Annotated in this window: 14 protein-coding genes; 7 read left to right on the top strand and 7 right to left on the bottom strand. The window is 75.4% G+C overall.

What is annotated here, in order from left to right; genetic code table 11:
* The first annotated feature begins 75 nt into the window (after window positions 1-75).
* The 3 genes from LUZ64_RS08255 to LUZ64_RS08245 all read left to right on the top strand — a co-directional run bounded on the left by LUZ64_RS08255 (window position 76) and on the right by LUZ64_RS08245 (window position 2,206).
* Window positions 76-405 (top strand): hypothetical protein, encoded by a 330-nt coding sequence (locus tag LUZ64_RS08255; protein ID WP_087924953.1) that lies wholly within the window; start codon window positions 76-78, stop codon window positions 403-405.
* 197 nt (window positions 406-602) lie between these two features.
* On the top strand, window positions 603-1,151 hold the full coding sequence (locus tag LUZ64_RS08250) for an ATP-binding protein (RefSeq protein ID WP_095582192.1): 549 nt from the start codon (window positions 603-605) through the stop codon (window positions 1,149-1,151).
* Window positions 1,152-1,411: 260 nt separating this feature from the next.
* Window positions 1,412-2,206: a maleylpyruvate isomerase family mycothiol-dependent enzyme gene (locus LUZ64_RS08245; protein WP_095583588.1), complete on the top strand. Its 795-nt coding sequence runs from the start codon at window positions 1,412-1,414 to the stop codon at window positions 2,204-2,206.
* Between the two features lie 142 nt (window positions 2,207-2,348).
* On the opposite strand, the gene LUZ64_RS08240 is transcribed toward LUZ64_RS08245, so the two are convergent.
* Complete coding sequence (locus tag LUZ64_RS08240; protein ID WP_095583589.1) at window positions 2,349-3,572, bottom strand: ROK family protein; 1,224 nt, start codon at window positions 3,570-3,572, stop codon at window positions 2,349-2,351.
* A gap of 17 nt (window positions 3,573-3,589) precedes the next feature.
* On the opposite strand from LUZ64_RS08240, the gene LUZ64_RS08235 reads away from it, so the two are divergent.
* Window positions 3,590-4,813, top strand: coding sequence for an MFS transporter (locus LUZ64_RS08235; protein ID WP_095583590.1), 1,224 nt, complete (start codon window positions 3,590-3,592; stop codon window positions 4,811-4,813).
* 115 nt (window positions 4,814-4,928) lie between these two features.
* Window positions 4,929-5,822, top strand: coding sequence for a DUF2797 domain-containing protein (locus LUZ64_RS08230; protein WP_095583591.1), 894 nt, complete (start codon window positions 4,929-4,931; stop codon window positions 5,820-5,822).
* A gap of 349 nt (window positions 5,823-6,171) precedes the next feature.
* Here the strand turns inward: LUZ64_RS08230 and LUZ64_RS08225 are convergent, their stop codons facing one another.
* On the bottom strand, window positions 6,172-7,398 hold the full coding sequence (locus tag LUZ64_RS08225) for a geranylgeranyl reductase family protein (protein ID WP_211305125.1): 1,227 nt from the start codon (window positions 7,396-7,398) through the stop codon (window positions 6,172-6,174).
* 226 nt (window positions 7,399-7,624) lie between these two features.
* Here LUZ64_RS08225 and LUZ64_RS08220 point away from each other — a divergent pair, with 226 nt between their 5' ends.
* A complete protein-coding gene (locus tag LUZ64_RS08220) occupies window positions 7,625-9,010 on the top strand; it encodes a dipeptidase (RefSeq protein ID WP_095583593.1) in 1,386 nt (461 codons plus the stop codon).
* A gap of 273 nt (window positions 9,011-9,283) precedes the next feature.
* Here LUZ64_RS08220 and LUZ64_RS08215 read toward each other — a convergent pair whose 3' ends face one another.
* Together LUZ64_RS08215 and LUZ64_RS08210 are read right to left on the bottom strand one after the other, a co-directional pair.
* Window positions 9,284-10,321, bottom strand: a complete 1,038-nt coding sequence (locus tag LUZ64_RS08215) for an NUDIX hydrolase (protein WP_095583594.1) — start codon at window positions 10,319-10,321, stop codon at window positions 9,284-9,286.
* Window positions 10,322-10,629: 308 nt separating this feature from the next.
* Window positions 10,630-11,628, bottom strand: coding sequence for an ROK family protein (locus LUZ64_RS08210; protein WP_372471946.1), 999 nt, complete (start codon window positions 11,626-11,628; stop codon window positions 10,630-10,632).
* 190 nt (window positions 11,629-11,818) lie between these two features.
* On the opposite strand from LUZ64_RS08210, the gene LUZ64_RS08205 reads away from it, so the two are divergent.
* Window positions 11,819-12,808, top strand: coding sequence for a LacI family DNA-binding transcriptional regulator (locus tag LUZ64_RS08205; RefSeq protein ID WP_095578876.1), 990 nt, complete (start codon window positions 11,819-11,821; stop codon window positions 12,806-12,808).
* A 25-nt stretch (window positions 12,809-12,833) separates the two neighbouring features.
* On the opposite strand, the gene LUZ64_RS08200 is transcribed toward LUZ64_RS08205, so the two are convergent.
* The 3 genes from LUZ64_RS08200 to LUZ64_RS08190 all read right to left on the bottom strand — a co-directional run bounded on the left by LUZ64_RS08200 (window position 12,834) and on the right by LUZ64_RS08190 (window position 16,143).
* Window positions 12,834-14,108 carry a DUF6986 family protein gene (locus LUZ64_RS08200; protein ID WP_095578848.1) on the bottom strand — a complete coding sequence of 425 codons (1,275 nt, stop codon included), beginning with the start codon at window positions 14,106-14,108 and terminating at the stop codon, window positions 12,834-12,836.
* Between the two features lie 170 nt (window positions 14,109-14,278).
* Window positions 14,279-15,241: an electron transfer flavoprotein subunit alpha/FixB family protein gene (locus LUZ64_RS08195; protein WP_095578849.1), complete on the bottom strand. Its 963-nt coding sequence runs from the start codon at window positions 15,239-15,241 to the stop codon at window positions 14,279-14,281.
* Between the two features lie 116 nt (window positions 15,242-15,357).
* Window positions 15,358-16,143: an electron transfer flavoprotein subunit beta/FixA family protein gene (locus LUZ64_RS08190; RefSeq protein ID WP_087924966.1), complete on the bottom strand. Its 786-nt coding sequence runs from the start codon at window positions 16,141-16,143 to the stop codon at window positions 15,358-15,360.
* Between the last annotated feature and the right edge of the window lie 26 nt (window positions 16,144-16,169).

Genomic DNA, 16,169 nt, shown 5'->3' with positions numbered 1-16,169 from the left:
TGGGCACTGGTGCGTGAGCCGCCTCACAGGCAGACTGCGCAGCAGGCACACGATTCGGCCGGGGAGGCGGTTGCCGTGGCGGAGCCGGAGTTCAACGCGACCGGAGTACGGATCGAGCGGGCTCTGCGCTCTCTCACCAGGGCCGGGCAGGTGAAGATCAAGGACGGCAGGCTGGAGCTGCTGACGAGCTACGGCCGGGAGATCGACAGCGCTCCCCTGGACGCGGTCCACGCGAGCAAACCCTGGTTCGCCGCCCGGGACCGGGCGCGGGCACGGGTGAACGGCACACGCTACGTCCTCACACTGGGCGGCCGGGACGGTGCGGCCGAGGAACCGGGGCCATCGGCGGTCCGGCGGTTCCTGGAGGCGGTCCGCTCCGCGCGCGACAGTGATGCGCGGGGCTGAAGGCGTAGGAGTTGCGCATGTGGCAGTGAGAACCGACCCTTGACCCATATCGGCATCACCGAGGGTAGAGCGGCGATTACACTCCGGATCAGTGTTCGCCGACCGGCTCAGCCACCACCGCCGTCGGACCGGACCCGGCGCGTGCCGGAACGCCTATCTGCATCAGGCTAGCCCTACTTCTTCAGGGAGTCGCAGCCGTGATCAGTCGACCGAACAAGCACTGCACCGTAGAGCTCCAGGCTCTGCCGCCGCGGATCGGCCAGGTCCGCAGAATCGTATCTGCGCAGCTCCGTTACTGGCACCTCGATCCCCTCATCGACACCGCCGCGCTCGGCGTCACCGAGCTCCTGACCAACGTGCACCGGCACGCGGAACCCGACAAGCGCTGCACCGTCGAGATCGACCTCGTGCTGGACCAGCTCACGGTCTCGGTGCGGGACCACGACCCCCGGCTGCCGCGTCTCGGGGACGCCGACACCGGCAGCACGCACGGCCGCGGTCTGGCGCTGATCGCCGCCGTCAGCGCGAGCTGGGGGGTGCAGGAGCGGCACGACGGCGGGAAGGTCGTGTGGTTCACCCTCGCCGTGCCCGGTACGCCCGCGGCCCGGCGGATCCAGGCCGAGCGCGCCGCCGCGTTCGAACAGACCGTCACCCGGTTGCCCGCGCTGGACGAGTCCGTCTTCGAGGAGCCCGCGGCGGCTCTCCGGACGGCGTCGCTCGGCGGCCGCTCCCCCGTCCCCGGCTGAGCCGGACGAGGGCGCGTCCACCGGCCGGCCCCACTCACACCCCACCCACCCTCGCGGGAGCGGCCTTTACCCGGCCGCGACGGCGCGCGACACCCGTCGGACGCGCCGCCCGCCGGGCGGGCCGGGTCCCGGGCCCGGTGGACGGACGGGCGTCTCCGCACGCCTCCGTCGGACGCCCGCGCGCCACGGCCGGCCGTACAGGCCCCCGAGGCCCGGCCGACCGCCCCTTCCCGGGCGGCGCCGCGTGGCAGAGTGGGACCGTGGACCACCTCTCCGTATTCCACCGTGAAGTCCTGGCGTTCGAGGCCGTGGTACGACGAGCGGCCGACTCCGGTGGATCACCCCTGGTCCCCTCCTGCCCCGGCTGGTCGGTGGCCGATCTGGTCGTGCATCTCGGCAGCGTCCACCGGGCAGTGACCCATATCGTGACGCGGCGGCTCGACGGCCCGCCGGAGACCTCGGACCTCACCTTCCTCGATCTTCCCGCGGACACCCACGACTGGCCGCGCCCCGAGGACGCGCCCCATCACGGGCCGTTGCCCACGAGCCTTTCCGACTGGTTCGCGGCCGGGGCCGCCGCCCTGGAGTCGGCGCTGGGCGACCGCGCGCCGGACGCGTGGGCGTGGACGTGGTCCGGGGAGCGGACGGTCGGCTTCTGGCGGCGGGTGCAGGCCGTCGAGGCGTCGGTGCACCGCTGGGACGCCGAGCGGGCGCTCGGCACGGCCCGGCCGCTGGAGGCGGATTTCGCGGCGGACGCCATCGGCCACAACTTCGAGGTGTTCGTACCGGCCCGGCGGACCTGGCGACGCGTCCCGGCCGGCGCGGGAGAGCGGTTCGGGTTCCGGCGTACGGACGGCCCCGGCGACTGGACCGTGTCCTTCCACGGGGACGACGTCCGGACCGCCGACGGCACCGGCCCCCGGGACGTCGAGGTGGCGGGCACCGCCTCGGACCTGCTGCTGTTCCTGTGGCAGCGGATCCCCGCGGAGCGGCTCGACGTGAGGGGCGACCGGCGCGCGCTCGACCGCTACTTCGCTCTCGTGCCTCCCGTGTGAGTGCCGGAGCCCTCCTCCGGGACGGCCGACCGGCGGCGGTACCCGTCCTCGTCGATCTCACGGCCGCCCGGGAGGGCCGTCGGCGAAGGTTCGGCAGGCGCTGCCCGGCCCCTCCGCCGGTTCATCTCCGGGTGACGGGAGTTCAGCCGAGTGCCGCCAAGGGGTCGTCCAGGACCGGCTGCCACGCCGCCTCGGCCGCGCCGATGAGGCTGTTGTGGTCCAGGGTGCAGGACAGGATGGGCACGCCGCCGCTGCGGCCCCACAGGCTACGGTCGGCGACGACCGCGCGGAGGCGTTCGGGGTCCGCCTCCAGCAGTTCGCGGTGGAGGCCGCCGAGGATGATGCGGTCCGGGTTGAGGATGTTGACCAGGCCCGCGAGACCGAGGCCGAGCCGGTCGACGATCAGTTCCGCGGCGGCGCGCACGGCCGGGTCGGCGTACTCCGTGCGGAGCAGGTCGCGGGACTGCTGGAGCAGGGAGACCTCGGGCCCGGGGTCGCGGCCCGCGGCGGTCAGGAAGGCCAGCGGGTCCGCCTCCACGTCCAGGCAGCCACGGCTGCCGCAGTGACAGGGCAGGCCCGCGGGGTTGACCGTAAGGTGGCCCACTTCCAGGGCCAGGCCGGAGCTGCCGCTGTGCAGCCGGCCGTCGAGTACGAGCGCGCCGCCGACGCCCCGGTGCCCGGTGGCGACGCACAGCAGGTGCCGGGCGCCGCGCCCCGCGCCGTGGCGGTGCTCGGCCAGAGCGGCCAGGTTGACGTCGTTGCCGGTGACTCCGAGGGCGGGGGTACCGCCCGGGCCGGGCACGTCCGCCTTGGCGAGCGCCTCCGTGAACAGTTCCCGGACCGGCGCCCCGGCGGGCCAGGAGAGGTGCAGCGGGTTGAGGGCGGTGCCCTCCGGTTCGGCGACGGCCGAGGGGACGGCGAGGCCCGCGCCCAGACAGCGGCGGCCCGTCCCGCGCAGCAGACCCGCTCCGGCCTCGACGACGGCGTCGATGATGTGCGCGGGGTCGGCGGGTACGGTCATACAGCCGGGGGCGGTGGCGACCATGCGGCCGCCGAGGCCGACGAGGGCGGCGCGGAAGCCGTCGGCGTGGATCTGCGCGGCGAGCACGACCGGCCCGTCCGGGGCGAGGGAGAGCCGGTGGGAGGGCCGGCCCTGGGAGCCGGCGGCGGCGCCGGGGCGCGCGTCGACCTCGATCAGCCCGAGGGCCTCCAGCTCGGCCGCGACGGCGCCCGCGGTCGCGCGGGTCACGCCGAGCTCGGCGGTGAGCACGGCCCGGGTGGGGGCGCGGCCGGTGTGGACGAGCTCCAGGGCCGGGCCGAGGGCGCCACGGCCCCGTTCCAAACGTGTTGTCCGAGTCTGGGTCACACCCCTATTCTGACTTTGTGCCGACGCTGAACAAAATACGGACAGCCATTTCGAGCCGATCCGGCCGGATACCCACCGACCCCGACCTCCGCCGCCTCCGCACCGCCCTCACCCTCTTCTTCGCCCTCGACGGCCTTCTCTTCGCCGGCTGGGTGGTCCGCATTCCCGCGATCAAGGAGCAGACCGGGGCCTCCGCCGGGGATCTCGGCCTCGCCCTGCTCGGCGTGTCGGCGGGTGCCGTGGCCACCATGACCGTGACCGGCCGGCTGTGCCGCAGGTTCGGGAGCCATCCCGTGACGGTCGCCGCCGGTGTGCTGATGTGCCTGGGCATCGCCCTGCCGTCGTTCGCCCACTCGGCGCTCGCCCTCGGTCTCGTCCTCCTCGTCTTCGGCGTCGCCTACGGCGGTCTCAACGTCTCCATGAACAGCGCCGCGGTGGACCTCGTCGCGGCGCTGCGCAGGCCGGTGATGCCCAGCTTCCACGCCGCGTACAGCCTCGGCGGGATGCTCGGCGCGGGCCTCGGCGGACTGATCGCCGGGCAGCTTTCCGTCACCCGCCACCTGCTGCTCCTCACCGGCCTTGGGCTCGTCGTCAGCGTGCTCGCCGGGCGCGCGCTCCTGTCCCGCCCGGCACCCGTCGTCGACCGGGTGGCCCCCGCGAAGGAGCCCGGCGCGAAGCCGGCCGGCAACCGGCGCGGTCTGGTCGCGGTCCTGGGCCTCATCGCCCTGTGCGACTCCTACGGCGAGGGGGCGCTCGCCGACTGGGGCGCGCTCCACCTCCAGCAGGACCTCGGCGCGCGGGCGGGCCTCGCGGCCGTCGGCTACTCCGTCTTCGCGCTCACGATGACCGTCGGACGGCTGTCGGGCACCGCGCTCCTCGAACGGCTGGGCCAGACGAGGACGCTGGTCGCGGGCGGCGCGACGGCGTCGCTGGGCATGCTGCTCGGCTCTCTCGCCCCGACGGCCTGGATGGCGATCGCGGGCTTCGCGATCACGGGGTTCGGGCTGGCCAACATCTTCCCGGTCGCGATCGGGCGGGCGGGTGAGCTGGCCGGGCCCGGTGGGGTCGCGCTGGCGTCCACATTCGGCTACGGCGGCATGCTGCTCGGACCGCCGGCGATCGGCTTCCTCGCGGAGTGGTTCTCGCTGCCCACCGCCCTGACCACGGTCGCGGGCCTCGCGGCCATGGCCGCGCTGATCGCCTACGGCACCCGGAACATGGTGCGGGCCGCGGCCCGGTGAGGTGTCCGGGCGGGCGTTGTCAGTGGCCGCTGACACAATTCGAGGCAGCGGGACGACGGGGCCGGTGGACGGGAACGGGACGACGGGTCCGGTGAACGGGAAGGGGCGGGGCCGCATGCGCGCGGAGGGCGACGACTGGCGGTGCGCCGGGGTGCGCTGGCCGCCCACCGGGCCCGAGCTGGCCTGGCTGCACCCGGTCCTCGGCGGGCGCACCTCGCCGCTGCCGGCCGGGCGGCAGCTCGCCTTCGTCACCGGGAAGGCCCGGCGCTGCCTCGGGGTCCGCAGGGGCGGCCGGCACACCCCGTGCCCGGCCGGCGCGGCGCTGACGTCCACAGCCGTCTCGGCGCAGTGCGCGGAGTGCGCGCGGCTGGACCGGGCGCACTCCGTGGCCGCCGACACCGTCACCGACGACCCGCGCCCGTACGACGTCTACCTGGCGTGGTTCGGCCCGGGCCTGATCAAAGTCGGGATCACGGCGGCCGAGCGCGAGGGCGCCCGGCTGCGGGAGCAGGCGGCGCTGTCCTACGCGCTGCTCGGGCGCGGCCCGCTGATGGCCGCCCGCCGGGCGGAGGCCGTGCTCGGCGCGGCCCTCGCGGTCCCCGACCGCTTTCCGTACGCCGCCAAGCGCGCCGCCCGGCACCCGCTGCCCGCGCGGGAGTCGCGGACGGCCGAGCTGGCGGAGCTCCACGGGCGGGCCCTCGGGCTCGCCGGTCTGCCGGAGTCGCTGGCGGTCCGCGCGTTCGCGCCGGTGCACCACGACGAGGAGTTCCACCTCGGCGGCCTCCGGCCCGGCCCCGGCCTGGTCGGACTCTCCCCCGGGTGCGCGATATCGGGGCGGGTCGCGGCGGTCGCCGGGCCCGACGTGTATCTGGACGCGGCGGACGGACGGCTGCTGCTCCTCGACACCCGGCAGCTGGCGGGGTGGGCACTGCGGGCCTCGGCCCCGGGGACGGCCGTCACCGCGACCGTCCGCCCGCCGGAGCCGGCGGAGCCGGACGCCCTGTTCTGACCCGGGCAGGACGCCCTGTTCCGACCCGGGCCGGAAAGCTCGGGAGACCGGACCGGAGGGAACCCGCTTCATGTCCGGCGGGCCGGGCCCGGACCGGAGCGAGCCGGTCCCGTTTCCGGTCCGGGGACGGGCCAGGGCGCGGACCGGACAACACCAGCCCCCTCCCCGGACGGAACGAACCAGGGCACGGACCGGAGAGAGCCGGTCCCTTCCGGACGGAACGAGCCGGGGCCGGGGCCGGACGGCGGCGGGCGGCGGCCCGCCCGGTCCCGGAGCGTACGGAACCGGACCGGCACCGGGCGGAACAGGGTGACACCGGCCTGCCCTCCCGCGCCGCCGGCCGGAGCCGTCAGCGGTCCATCGAGGACAGCACCCGCCGTGCCATGGAGTGGGTGCGGACGACCTCGGCGAGCGTGGTCGTCCCCCGGGTGATCTTCACAAAGACCTGCCACGCCGGCCGGAAGCCGGTGAGCGCGGCGTGCATCAGGCCGGGGCGGCGCTGGTAGAAGGCGAGCATGCGCCGACCGACGCCCATCTCCACACCGAGGCCCGCCTTGATGGCGAAGGCGTAGTTGAGCGCCTGGCGGCGGGCGTCGACGGCGTCCTGCGCCTCGCCGATGCGGACGGCCCACTCCCCCGCCAGCCGCCCCGAGCGCAGGGCGAAGGAGATGCCCTCGCGGGTCCACGGCTCCAGCAGTCCGGCGGCGTCACCGCAGACGATCACCCGGCCGCGCGACAGCGGCGAGTCGTCCGAACGGCAGCGCGTGAGGTGCCCGGAGGAGATGCTGGGCTCGAAGCCCGCCAGGCCGAGCCGGGCGATGAAGTCGTCCAGATAGCGCTTGGTGCCCGAGCCGTCGCCACGGGCCGAGATCACGCCCACGGTGAGGGTGTCGCCCTTGGGGAAGACCCAGCCGTAACTGCCCGGGATCGGGCCCCAGTCGATGAGCACCCGGCCGGCCCAGTCCTCGGCGACGGTCGGCGGGACCGGGATCTCGGCCTCCAGGCCGAGGTCGACCTGGTCGAGCTTGACGCCGACGTGGGCTCCTATGCGCCCGGCGCTGCCGTCGGCGCCGACGACGGCGCGGGCCAGGACGGTGGTGCCGTCACCGAGCACGACCGCGACGGTGCGCCGGTCGGGCACGGCCGGGCCGTGCTGCTCGACGCGCGAGACCGTGACGCCCGTGCGCACCTCGGCGCCGGCCGCACGGGCGGAGTCGACGAGCGCGGCGTCGAACTCCGGGCGGTTGATGAGGCCGAAGAGCATCCGCTTGGAGCGGCGGGTGCGCGTCAGCTTCCCGTTGAGGGAGAAGGTGACGGCGTGCACCCGGTCGCGCAGGGGCAGTTCGAAGCCGGGCGGCAGGGAGTCCCGGGAGGGACCGATGATGCCGCCGCCGCACGTCTTGTAGCGCGGCAGTTCCGCCTTCTCCAGGAGGAGCACCCGGCGGCCGGCGGACGCCGCCGCGTGGGCGGCCGACGCCCCCGCGGGCCCGGCGCCCACCACCACGACGTCCCACACCGGTTCCTGACCCCCGGTCGCGTCCCGCTCCGCGTCCTGGGCTGCGTTTTCGCTGCTCACCTGTGCTTCTACTCCCGCTCGATCACCGGCTAGGGCTACCGCCCGCATCCTAAGGCCCCCGGAACCCGCGCAGGCCGTCGACCACGCTCCGGGAGGATCCGGGTCCGGGCCGAGGGGCGCGGGCGGCCCGGGTCCGGAGGGGAGCCGTGCGACGGACCATGGGAGGATCGGCAGACAATCAGCCCGTACGTACGGATATAACGCCTCGCCCCCAAGGAGCGTTCCCATGGAACCGTCCTCGCCCGTCCCGCCCCGGCCGACCGCGCTCGCGGAGACCGTCGCCGCCCTCCAGTCCCGTGCCCGGGCGGAGCTGACGGAGCTGGTGGCCTTCGCGTCGGTCGCGGACGAGGCGCAGTTCCCCCGCAGCGAGTGCGAGGCCGCGGCGGACTGGGTGGTCCGGGCGCTGCGCGCCGAGGGCTTCACGGACGTGGCGCTCCTGGACACCCCGGACGGCACGCAGTCCGTCTACGGATTCCTGCCGGGCCCGGCGGGCGCCCCCACGGTGCTGCTCTACGCGCACTACGACGTGCAGCCGCCCCTGGACGAGGCCGCCTGGCTCTCGCCCCCGTTCGAGCTGACCGAGCGCGACGGGCGCTGGTACGGGCGGGGCGCCGCCGACTGCAAGGGTGGCCTGATCATGCACCTCACCGCGATCCGGGCGCTGAAGGAGCACGGCGGCGTACCGGTCAACCTGAAGGTCGTCGTGGAGGGCTCGGAGGAGCAGGGCACCGGTGGTCTGGAGCGCTACGCGCAGGAGCACCCGGAGCTGCTGGCCGCCGACGCCATCGTCATCGGTGACGCGGGGAACTTCCGGGTCGGCCTGCCCACCGTGACGGCGACGCTGCGCGGTATGACGCTGGTCCGCGTCCAGGTGGACACGCTGGCGGGCAACCTGCACTCCGGTCAGTTCGGCGGGGCGGCGCCGGACGCGCTGGCCGCGCTGATCCGCATCCTCGACTCGCTGCGCGCCGAGGACGGCACGACCGTGGTGGACGGCCTGCCGTCGGACGCGCGCTGGGAGGGGCTGCAGTACCCGGAGGAGGAGTTCCGCGAGGACGCCAAGGTCCTCGACGGGGTGGGTCTGATGGGCTCGGGCACGGTCGCCGACCGCCTGTGGGCGCGCCCGGCCGTCACCGTGCTCGGCATCGACTGCCCGCCGGTCGTGGGCGCCACCCCGGCCGTGCACGCGGGTGCGCGGGCCCTCGTCAGCCTGCGGGTGCCGCCGGGCACGTGCGCGATCGAGGCGACGAAGCTGCTGACGGCCCACCTGGAGTCGGCCGCGCCGTGGGGCGCGCGGGTGGCCGTGGAGCAGGTGGGCCAGGGCCAGGCGTTCCGCGCCGACACCGCGAGCCCGGCGTACGCGTCGATGGCCGAGGCCATGCGCGTCGCGTACCCGGGCCAGGAGATGCAGGTCTCCGGCATGGGCGGCTCGATCCCGCTGTGCAACGCCCTGGACGCCCTCTACCCCGAGGCGGAGATCCTCCTGATCGGTCTGAGCGAGCCGGAGGCCCAGATCCACGCGGTGAACGAGAGCGTCTCCCCGGAGGAGCTGGAGCGGCTCTCGCTCGCCGAGGCCCTCTTCCTCACCCATTACGCGGAGAGCAGGGGCTGATCAGGGGCTGATACCGCCGGGCCCGAGCGGGCACCGGGCCCGCCGCCGGTGCCGGTGCGGCCTCCGCGCCTGAACCGCGCGAAGCCGGCCCGGCGCAAAGCCGGCCCGGCGCAAAGCCGGCCCGGCGCAAAGCCGGCCCGGCGCAAAGCCGGCCCGGCGCAAAGCCGGCCCGGCGCAAAGCCGGCCCGGCGCAAAGCCGGCCCGGCGCAAAGCCGGCCCGGCGAGGGTGCCCGTGCGGGCACCCTCGCCGGGCACGGCGTCGCGGACGGCCCGTCAGCCGACGGGCACGCCCGCCTCGAGGTTGAGCGGGCGGCCCTGTTCCCGGGCGCGCAGCGCCCACCGGAGCCGGTTGAGGCGGACGGGCGGCAGCAGCGCGGCGGCCTCGTCCTCGGTGACGAAGCGCCAGCCGCGCAGCTCCGAGCCGGGCAGCAGCAGCCGGTCGCCGGCCGCGCCCGGGAGCCGGCCGCCGTCGAAGAGGAAGCGCATCCCGCCGAAGCCGGGCGGGTGCGGCGGCTCCCAGTCGACGACGAGCAGCCGGGGCACGGAGGGGAGTTCGACGCCTAACTCCTCAGCGACCTCGCGCACGCCGGCGCGGGCGGGCGCCTCGCCCGGTTCGACGACCCCGCCGGGGAACTCCCAGCCGGGCTTGTAGGTGGGGTCGACGAGGAGCACGCGGTCCTCCTCGTCGAAGAGCAGCACCCCGGCGGCCAGGGTCTCGGCTTTGGGCTCGGGGGTCTGGACGATGGCGCAGGTGCCGGCGGCGCCCGTGCGCAGGGCGTCGGCGACCCGCTCGGCGGCCTCCCGGGGGGTCAGCGCGCCGGTGTCGAGGGTGAAGGCGTCGGCCCGCAACCAGGGCAGGGCGGCCCGGTAGGGGCCGATGTGGTCGCGGCACCACCGGCGGACGGACTCGGTGCGGCCGGGGTCGTCGGGGTAGTCCTCACGGCCCTCGATCCGGCTGCGCAGGATCGTTTCGTCGGTGTCCAGCAGCACATGCCGGACCGGGATGCGCCGCGCGGCCAGCCCGCCGAAGATCTCGTCGCGGTACTCCTGCCGCAGCAGCGTCATGGGGACCAGGAGCACCCCGCCGACCTCCGCGAGCACCGCGGCCGCCGCGTCGACGACCAGCCGGCGCCAGACCGGCAGGTCCTGGAAGTCACCGGCCTCGCCCAGTCTCTTCGGCGGCAGGAGGTGGCCCAGCGCCCCGCCGATCACCTCGGGGTCGTACAGGGCGCTGTCCGGGACCAGCTCGGTCAGCTCCCTCGCCGTGCTGGTCTTCCCCGCACCGAACGCGCCGTTAAGCCAGACGATCACGGTTCCCCCTTCTCCGTAGGCCCCTGTGACGTGCCCGGAACACCTTGCCACGGAAACGCGTGCGAGCGGCATGACGCACGGTGGGGCTCCCGGACGCCCGCCGGCATCCGGATTCCGCCCTCGCGCCCCCGCGCGGGCCTTGCCCGGCGCGCTCCCGGCCACGCCGACCGGTGCGTACGCCGTCGCGCCAGGGACGGGGTGCCGCCCGTGGGGTGACCGGGGCGCGGGAGCCATGACGGCCCGACAGGTCGGGGGCGTCCAGCGGGCCGTACCGACGTCGTCGGGCCCGCTCTACGACCGGCCCGCCGTCAGCGTGCCCCGGGCACCTGCCAGAGCCCCGTGCCCTGGGCCGCCGCGGCCGCGGCGCCCACCAGACCCGCGTCCGGGCCGAGCACGGCGGGCAGCACCTCGACGCCCGCCGCGAAGGACAGCGTCGCGTAGTCGCGCAGCCGCGCGCGCAGCGGCGCGAAGAGGACGTCACCCGCCCCCGCCACCCCGCCGCCTATGACGGCCACCTCGATCTCCACCAGCGTCGCCGTGGCGGCGATGCCCGCGGCGAGCGCCTGGGCGGCGCGCTCGAACGAGGCGAGGGCCACCGCGTCCCCGGCGCGGGCGGCCGCCGCGACGGCCGCGGCGGTACGGTCGCCGTCGGGGCCGGGGTGCCAGCCGGCCTCCAGCGCCCGGCGCGCGATGTTGGGGCCGCTGGCGATGCGCTCGACACAGCCGCGGGCACCGCACGGGCATGGATCCCCGTCGAGGTCGACACTGATGTGGCCGATGTGTCCCGCGTTGCCCGTGGGCCCGGTGTGCAGTCGGCCGTCGAGGACGAGGCCGCCGCCGACCCCGGTGGACACCACCATGCACAGCGCGTTGGCCCGGCCCCGCGCCGCGCCCCGCCAGTGCTCGGCCGCGGTCATCGCGACCCCGTCGCCCACCAGCGTGACCGGGCGCCCGGACACCCGCCGCGCCACCTCCTCGACCAGCGGATAGCGCCGCCAGCCGGGGACGTTGACCGGGCTGACGGTGCCCCGGGAAGCGTCCACGGGCCCCGCGCTGCCGATGCCCACGGCGCGCACCCGGGGCCATCCGGCGTCCGCCGCGAGCGCGTCGAGCACCTCGGCCACCGCGCCCATCACGGTCGCGCCGTCCTCCCGGGCGGGCGTCGGCCGCCGCGCCCGGGCGAGCAGCCGGCCCCGGCTGTCCACCAGCGCGCCGGCGATCTTGGTGCCGCCGATGTCGAGAGCCGCGACGAGGTCGGGGTGCGGGGAGGCGGGTGGGGCGGCGGGGGTGGTGGGTTTGGCGGGCATGGCGGGCATGGAGGCGATCTCTCCTGGTCCACGGCGTGCGAGAGGGCGTGAGGTCGTCAGTCTCCCCAGAGTTGACAACGTTGTCCAGGCTCTATGCTCGACGTCACCCCGTACTCCCGGCGTCCCGCGCGAAGGAAGATGCACCGTGGTCGAGAAGAGCCCTCAGCAGCGCTACGGCACCCGTCCGACCATGAAGGACGTGGCCGCGCGCGCCGGGGTGGGGCTGAAGACCGTCTCGCGGGTGGTGAACGGCGAGCCGGGCGTCACGCCGGACACCGAGCGGCGCGTGCGGGACGCCATCACCGCGCTCGGCTTCCGCCGCAACGACAGCGCGCGCATCCTGCGCAAGGGCCGGACCGCCTCCATCGGGCTCGTGCTCGAAGACCTCGCCGACCCCTTCTACGCGCCGCTGAACCGCGCCGTGGAGGAGGTGGCCCGGGCCCACGGGGCGCTGCTCATCAACGGCTCCAGCGCCGAGGACGCCGAGCGCGAGCGCGAGCTGGCGCTGGCGTTCTGCGCGCGCCGGGTCGACGGCCTGATCGTCATCCCCGCGGGCAGCGACCACCGTTACCTCGAACCGGAGATAGCCGCCGGCGTCGCCACCGTCTTCGTGGACCGCCCGGCCGGCCTGCTGGACGCCGACGTCGTCCTCTCCGACAGCTTCGGCGGCGCCCGCGAGGGCGTCGCCCACCTCGTCGCGCACGGCCACCGCCGCATCGGCTTCCTCGGCGACCAGCCGCACATCCACACCGCCACCGAGCGGCTGCGCGGCTACCGCGCGGCCATGGCCGACGCCGGGCTGCCCGTGGACGACGCCTGGGTGTCCCTGGGCACGACCGCCCCCGAGCGGGTCCGGCGGGAGGCGGAGCGCATGCTCGGCGGGCCCCGGCCGGTCACGGCCCTGTTCGCGGGCAACAACCGCGTGACGGTCACGGTGGTGCGCGTCCTCGCCACGGCGCGGCGCCCGGTCGCGCTCGTCGGCTTCGACGACTTCGAGCTCGCCGACCTGCTCTCCCCCGGCGTCACGGTCGTCGCCCAGGACGCGGCCCGGCTGGGCCGCACCGCGGCGGAGCGGCTCTTCCGCCGCCTGGACGGGGTGCTGGAGCCGCCCCGGCGGGTGGAGCTGCCGACCCGTCTCGTCGTGCGCGGCTCGGGCGAACTCCCGCCCGCCGAGGGCTGAGTCCCCCGCCGCGGGCGGGCGTCCGCTACCCCGCCCGCCCCGCGAGCCGGTCGAGGTCCGCGCGGGAGAGCCCGGTGAGCCCGGCCACCTCCGCCGCGTCGACCGCCCCGCAGTCCAGGCCGCGCAGCAGATGGCCGCTGAGCGCCCGCGCGGTGGCGGGCTCGTCCAGGACCTCGCCGCCGGAGCGGGCGACGTACGCGGCGAGCCGCGCCGCGGTGGCCTCCAGCCCCTCGCGGTAGAAGGCGTACACCGCCGCGTACCGCGTCGGCAGGTGGCCCGGGTGCATGTCCCAGCCCTGGTAGTACGCGCGTTCCAGCGAGCGCCGTACGAGCCGGTGGTGGAGCCGCCAGGCGTCGTGGACCCGCGGCGTCGGGCCGACGGGCAGGACGTTGGTCGAGCCGTCGGAGAGCCGGACGCCGGTGCCGGCGGCGGCGACCTGCATCACGGCCTTGGCGTGGTCGGCCGCGGGGTGGGCGAGCGACTGGTGGGCGGCGCCGACCCCGCAGGCGGCGCTGTAGTCGAAGGTGCCGTAGTGCAGGGAGGTGACGCGGCCCCCGGCGGCGTCGATCATGCGGGCCACGGTGGCGCGGCCGTCCGCGCCGAGCACCGCCTGGGTGGTCTCGACCTGGATCTCGAACCGGAGCCTGCCGTGCTCCAGGCCGCGGGCCTTCTCGAACTCCCCGGCCAGGCCCGCCATCGCCGTGACCTGCTCGGCGTAGCTCACCTTGGGGAGGGTGAGGACGAGCCCGTCGGGCAGGCCGCCCGCGTCCATCAGGCCGGTGAGGAAGACGTCGAGGGTGCGGATGCCGCGGTCCCTGACGGCGGCCTCCAGACACTTCATGCGGATGCCGACGTACGGGGTGGCGGTGCCGTCGGCGCACGCGCGGGCCACCAGCTCCGCGGCGCGCGCGGCCGCCGCGTCCTCCTCGTCGTCCGGCCGCGGCCCGTAGCCGTCCTCGAAGTCGATCCGCAGGTCCTCCACGGGCTCGCGCTCCAGCTTCGCCCGTACGCGCGCGTGGACGGGCCCGGCGAGGTCGCCGGGTATGCCGAGGACGGCGGCGAACGCCCCGGCGTCGGGGGCGTGCGCGTCGAGGGCGGCGAGCGCCTGGTCGCCCCAGGAGCGCGGGGTGCCGGCCGTGAGGGCGTCGGCGGGGACGTAGACGGTGTGGACGGGCTGGCGGGTGCCGGGGTCGCCCGGGTAGCGGCGCGCGAGCTCGGCGTCGACGCCCGCGAGGGAGGCGCCGATCCGTTCCGTCACCGCGCTCGCGAGGGTGGTCGCGACCGTCCGCTGCTGCCCCATGACACGCCTCCGTACTTCCGCTGAGCGGAACCGACTGTCCGTCCGGCGAAGCTACCGACGGCCCTGGCGGAAGGTCAACAGCCCCGGGCGGCACGGGGTTCGGCGGGGACGCGGAGAACGCCCTGGGCCCCCGTGCGCGTGCGCGCACGGGGGCCCAGGGGCGAGCGGGGTCAGCCCTTGCGGGACTTGACCTCCTCGGTCAGCTGCGGGACGACCTCGAAGAGGTCGCCGACCACGCCGTAGTCGACCAGGTCGAAGATCGGGGCCTCGGCGTCCTTGTTGATGGCGACGATCGTCTTCGAGGTCTGCATGCCGGCGCGGTGCTGGATCGCGCCGGAGATGCCCGCCGCGATGTACAGCTGCGGCGAGACCGACTTGCCGGTCTGGCCGACCTGGTTGGTGTGCGGGTACCAGCCGGCGTCGACGGCGGCGCGCGAGGCGCCGACGGCCGCGCCGAGCGAGTCGGCCAGGCCCTCGATGAGGGAGAAGTTCTCGGCGCCGTTGACGCCGCGGCCGCCGGAGACCACGATCGCGGCCTCGGTCAGCTCCGGGCGGCCGGTGGACTCGCGCGGGGTGCGGGAGACGACCTTGGTGCCGGTGGACTTCTCTCCGAAGGAGACGGCGAGCTGCTCGACCGTACCGGCGGCCGGGGCGGCCTCCGGGGCGGCGGAGTTGGGCTTGACGGTGATGACCGGCGTGCCCTTGGTGACGCGGGACTTGGTGGAGTACGAGGCCGCGAAGACGGACTGCGTGGCCACCGGGCCCTCGGCGCCGGCCTCCAGGTCGACGGCGTCGGTGATGATGCCGGAGCCGATGCGGACCGCGAGGCGGGCCGCGATCTCCTTGCCCTCGGCGGAGGACGGGACGAGCACGGCGGCCGGGGAGACGGCCTCGAAGGCGGCCTGGAGCGCGTCGACCTTCGGCACGACGAGGTAGTCGGCGAACTCGGGCGCGTCGGCGGTGAGGACCTTCACCGCGCCGTACTCGGCCAGCGTCGCGGCGGCGGCGTCCGCGCCGGCACCCAGGTGCACGGCGACGGGCTCGCCGATGCGGCGGGCGAGGGTGAGCAGTTCGAGGGTGGGCTTGCGGACGGCGCCGTCCACGTGGTCGACGTAGACGAGGACTTCAGCCATGGGATTGCACTCCTGAGCGGAAAGATAGGGCGGGTGACGGCGTTCTTACGGGCTGACGGAAGCTCAGCCGCGGTGCGCTCCGGGGGTACGGGACGGGCCCGCCCCCGGACCGGCCGCTAGATGAACTTCTGGCCCGCGAGGAACTCGGCGAGCTGCTTGCCGCCCTCGCCCTCGTCCTTGACGACGGTGCCGGCCGTGCGGGCCGGGCGCTCGTTGGCCTCGTCGACCTTCGTCCAGGCGCCCTCCAGGCCGACCTCCTCGGCCTCCAGGCCCAGGTCAGAGAGGTCCAGGGACTCCACCGGCTTCTTCTTGGCGGCCATGATGCCCTTGAAGGACGGGTAACGGGCCTCGCCGGACTGGTCGGTGACGGACACGACGGCCGGGAGGGAGGCCTCGAGCTGCTCGCTCGCGGCGTCGCCGTCACGGCGGCCGGTCACCTTGCCGTCGGCCACGGCGACCTCGGACAGCAGGGTCACCTGCGGGACGCCCAGGCGCTCGGCGAGCATCGCCGGGACGACGCCCATGCCACCGTCGGTGGAGGCCATGCCGGAGATGACCAGGTCGTAACCGACGTGCTCGACGGCCTTGGCCAGCACCAGCGAGGTGCCGAGCGCGTCGGTGCCGTGCAGGTCGTCGTCCTCGACGTGGACGGCCTTGTGGGCACCCATGGAGAGCGCCTTGCGCAGCGCGTCCTTGGCGTCCTCGGGGCCGACGGTCAGCACGGTGATCTCCGCGTCGTCCGCCTCGTCGGCGATCTGCAGCGCCTGCTCGACGGCGTACTCGTCGAGCTCCGAGAGCAGGCCGTCCACGTCGTCACGGTCGACGGTCAGGTCCTCGGCGAAGTGCCGGTCGCCGGTGGCGTCGGGCACGTACTTCACACAGACAACGATCCTCAAGCTCACGCCGGCTCTCCTACTGCATCGTCTCT

This window comes from Streptomyces albireticuli, assembly GCF_021228125.1.
GTDB lineage: Bacteria > Actinomycetota > Actinomycetes > Streptomycetales > Streptomycetaceae > Streptomyces > Streptomyces albireticuli.
This window is presented reverse-complemented; position numbering and strand designations above follow the sequence as displayed.

Coding starts and splice junctions, on each gene's coding strand:
- LUZ64_RS08210 (WP_372471946.1), bottom strand. CDS start 11,628: ATGCCCGCCAAACCCACCACCCCCGCCGCCCCACCCGCCTCCCCGCAC.
- LUZ64_RS08230 (WP_095583591.1), top strand. CDS start 4,929: ATGCGCGCGGAGGGCGACGACTGGCGGTGCGCCGGGGTGCGCTGGCCG.
- LUZ64_RS08200 (WP_095578848.1), bottom strand. CDS start 14,108: ATGGGGCAGCAGCGGACGGTCGCGACCACCCTCGCGAGCGCGGTGACG.
- LUZ64_RS08195 (WP_095578849.1), bottom strand. CDS start 15,241: ATGGCTGAAGTCCTCGTCTACGTCGACCACGTGGACGGCGCCGTCCGC.
- LUZ64_RS08220 (WP_095583593.1), top strand. CDS start 7,625: ATGGAACCGTCCTCGCCCGTCCCGCCCCGGCCGACCGCGCTCGCGGAG.
- LUZ64_RS08205 (WP_095578876.1), top strand. CDS start 11,819: ATGAAGGACGTGGCCGCGCGCGCCGGGGTGGGGCTGAAGACCGTCTCG.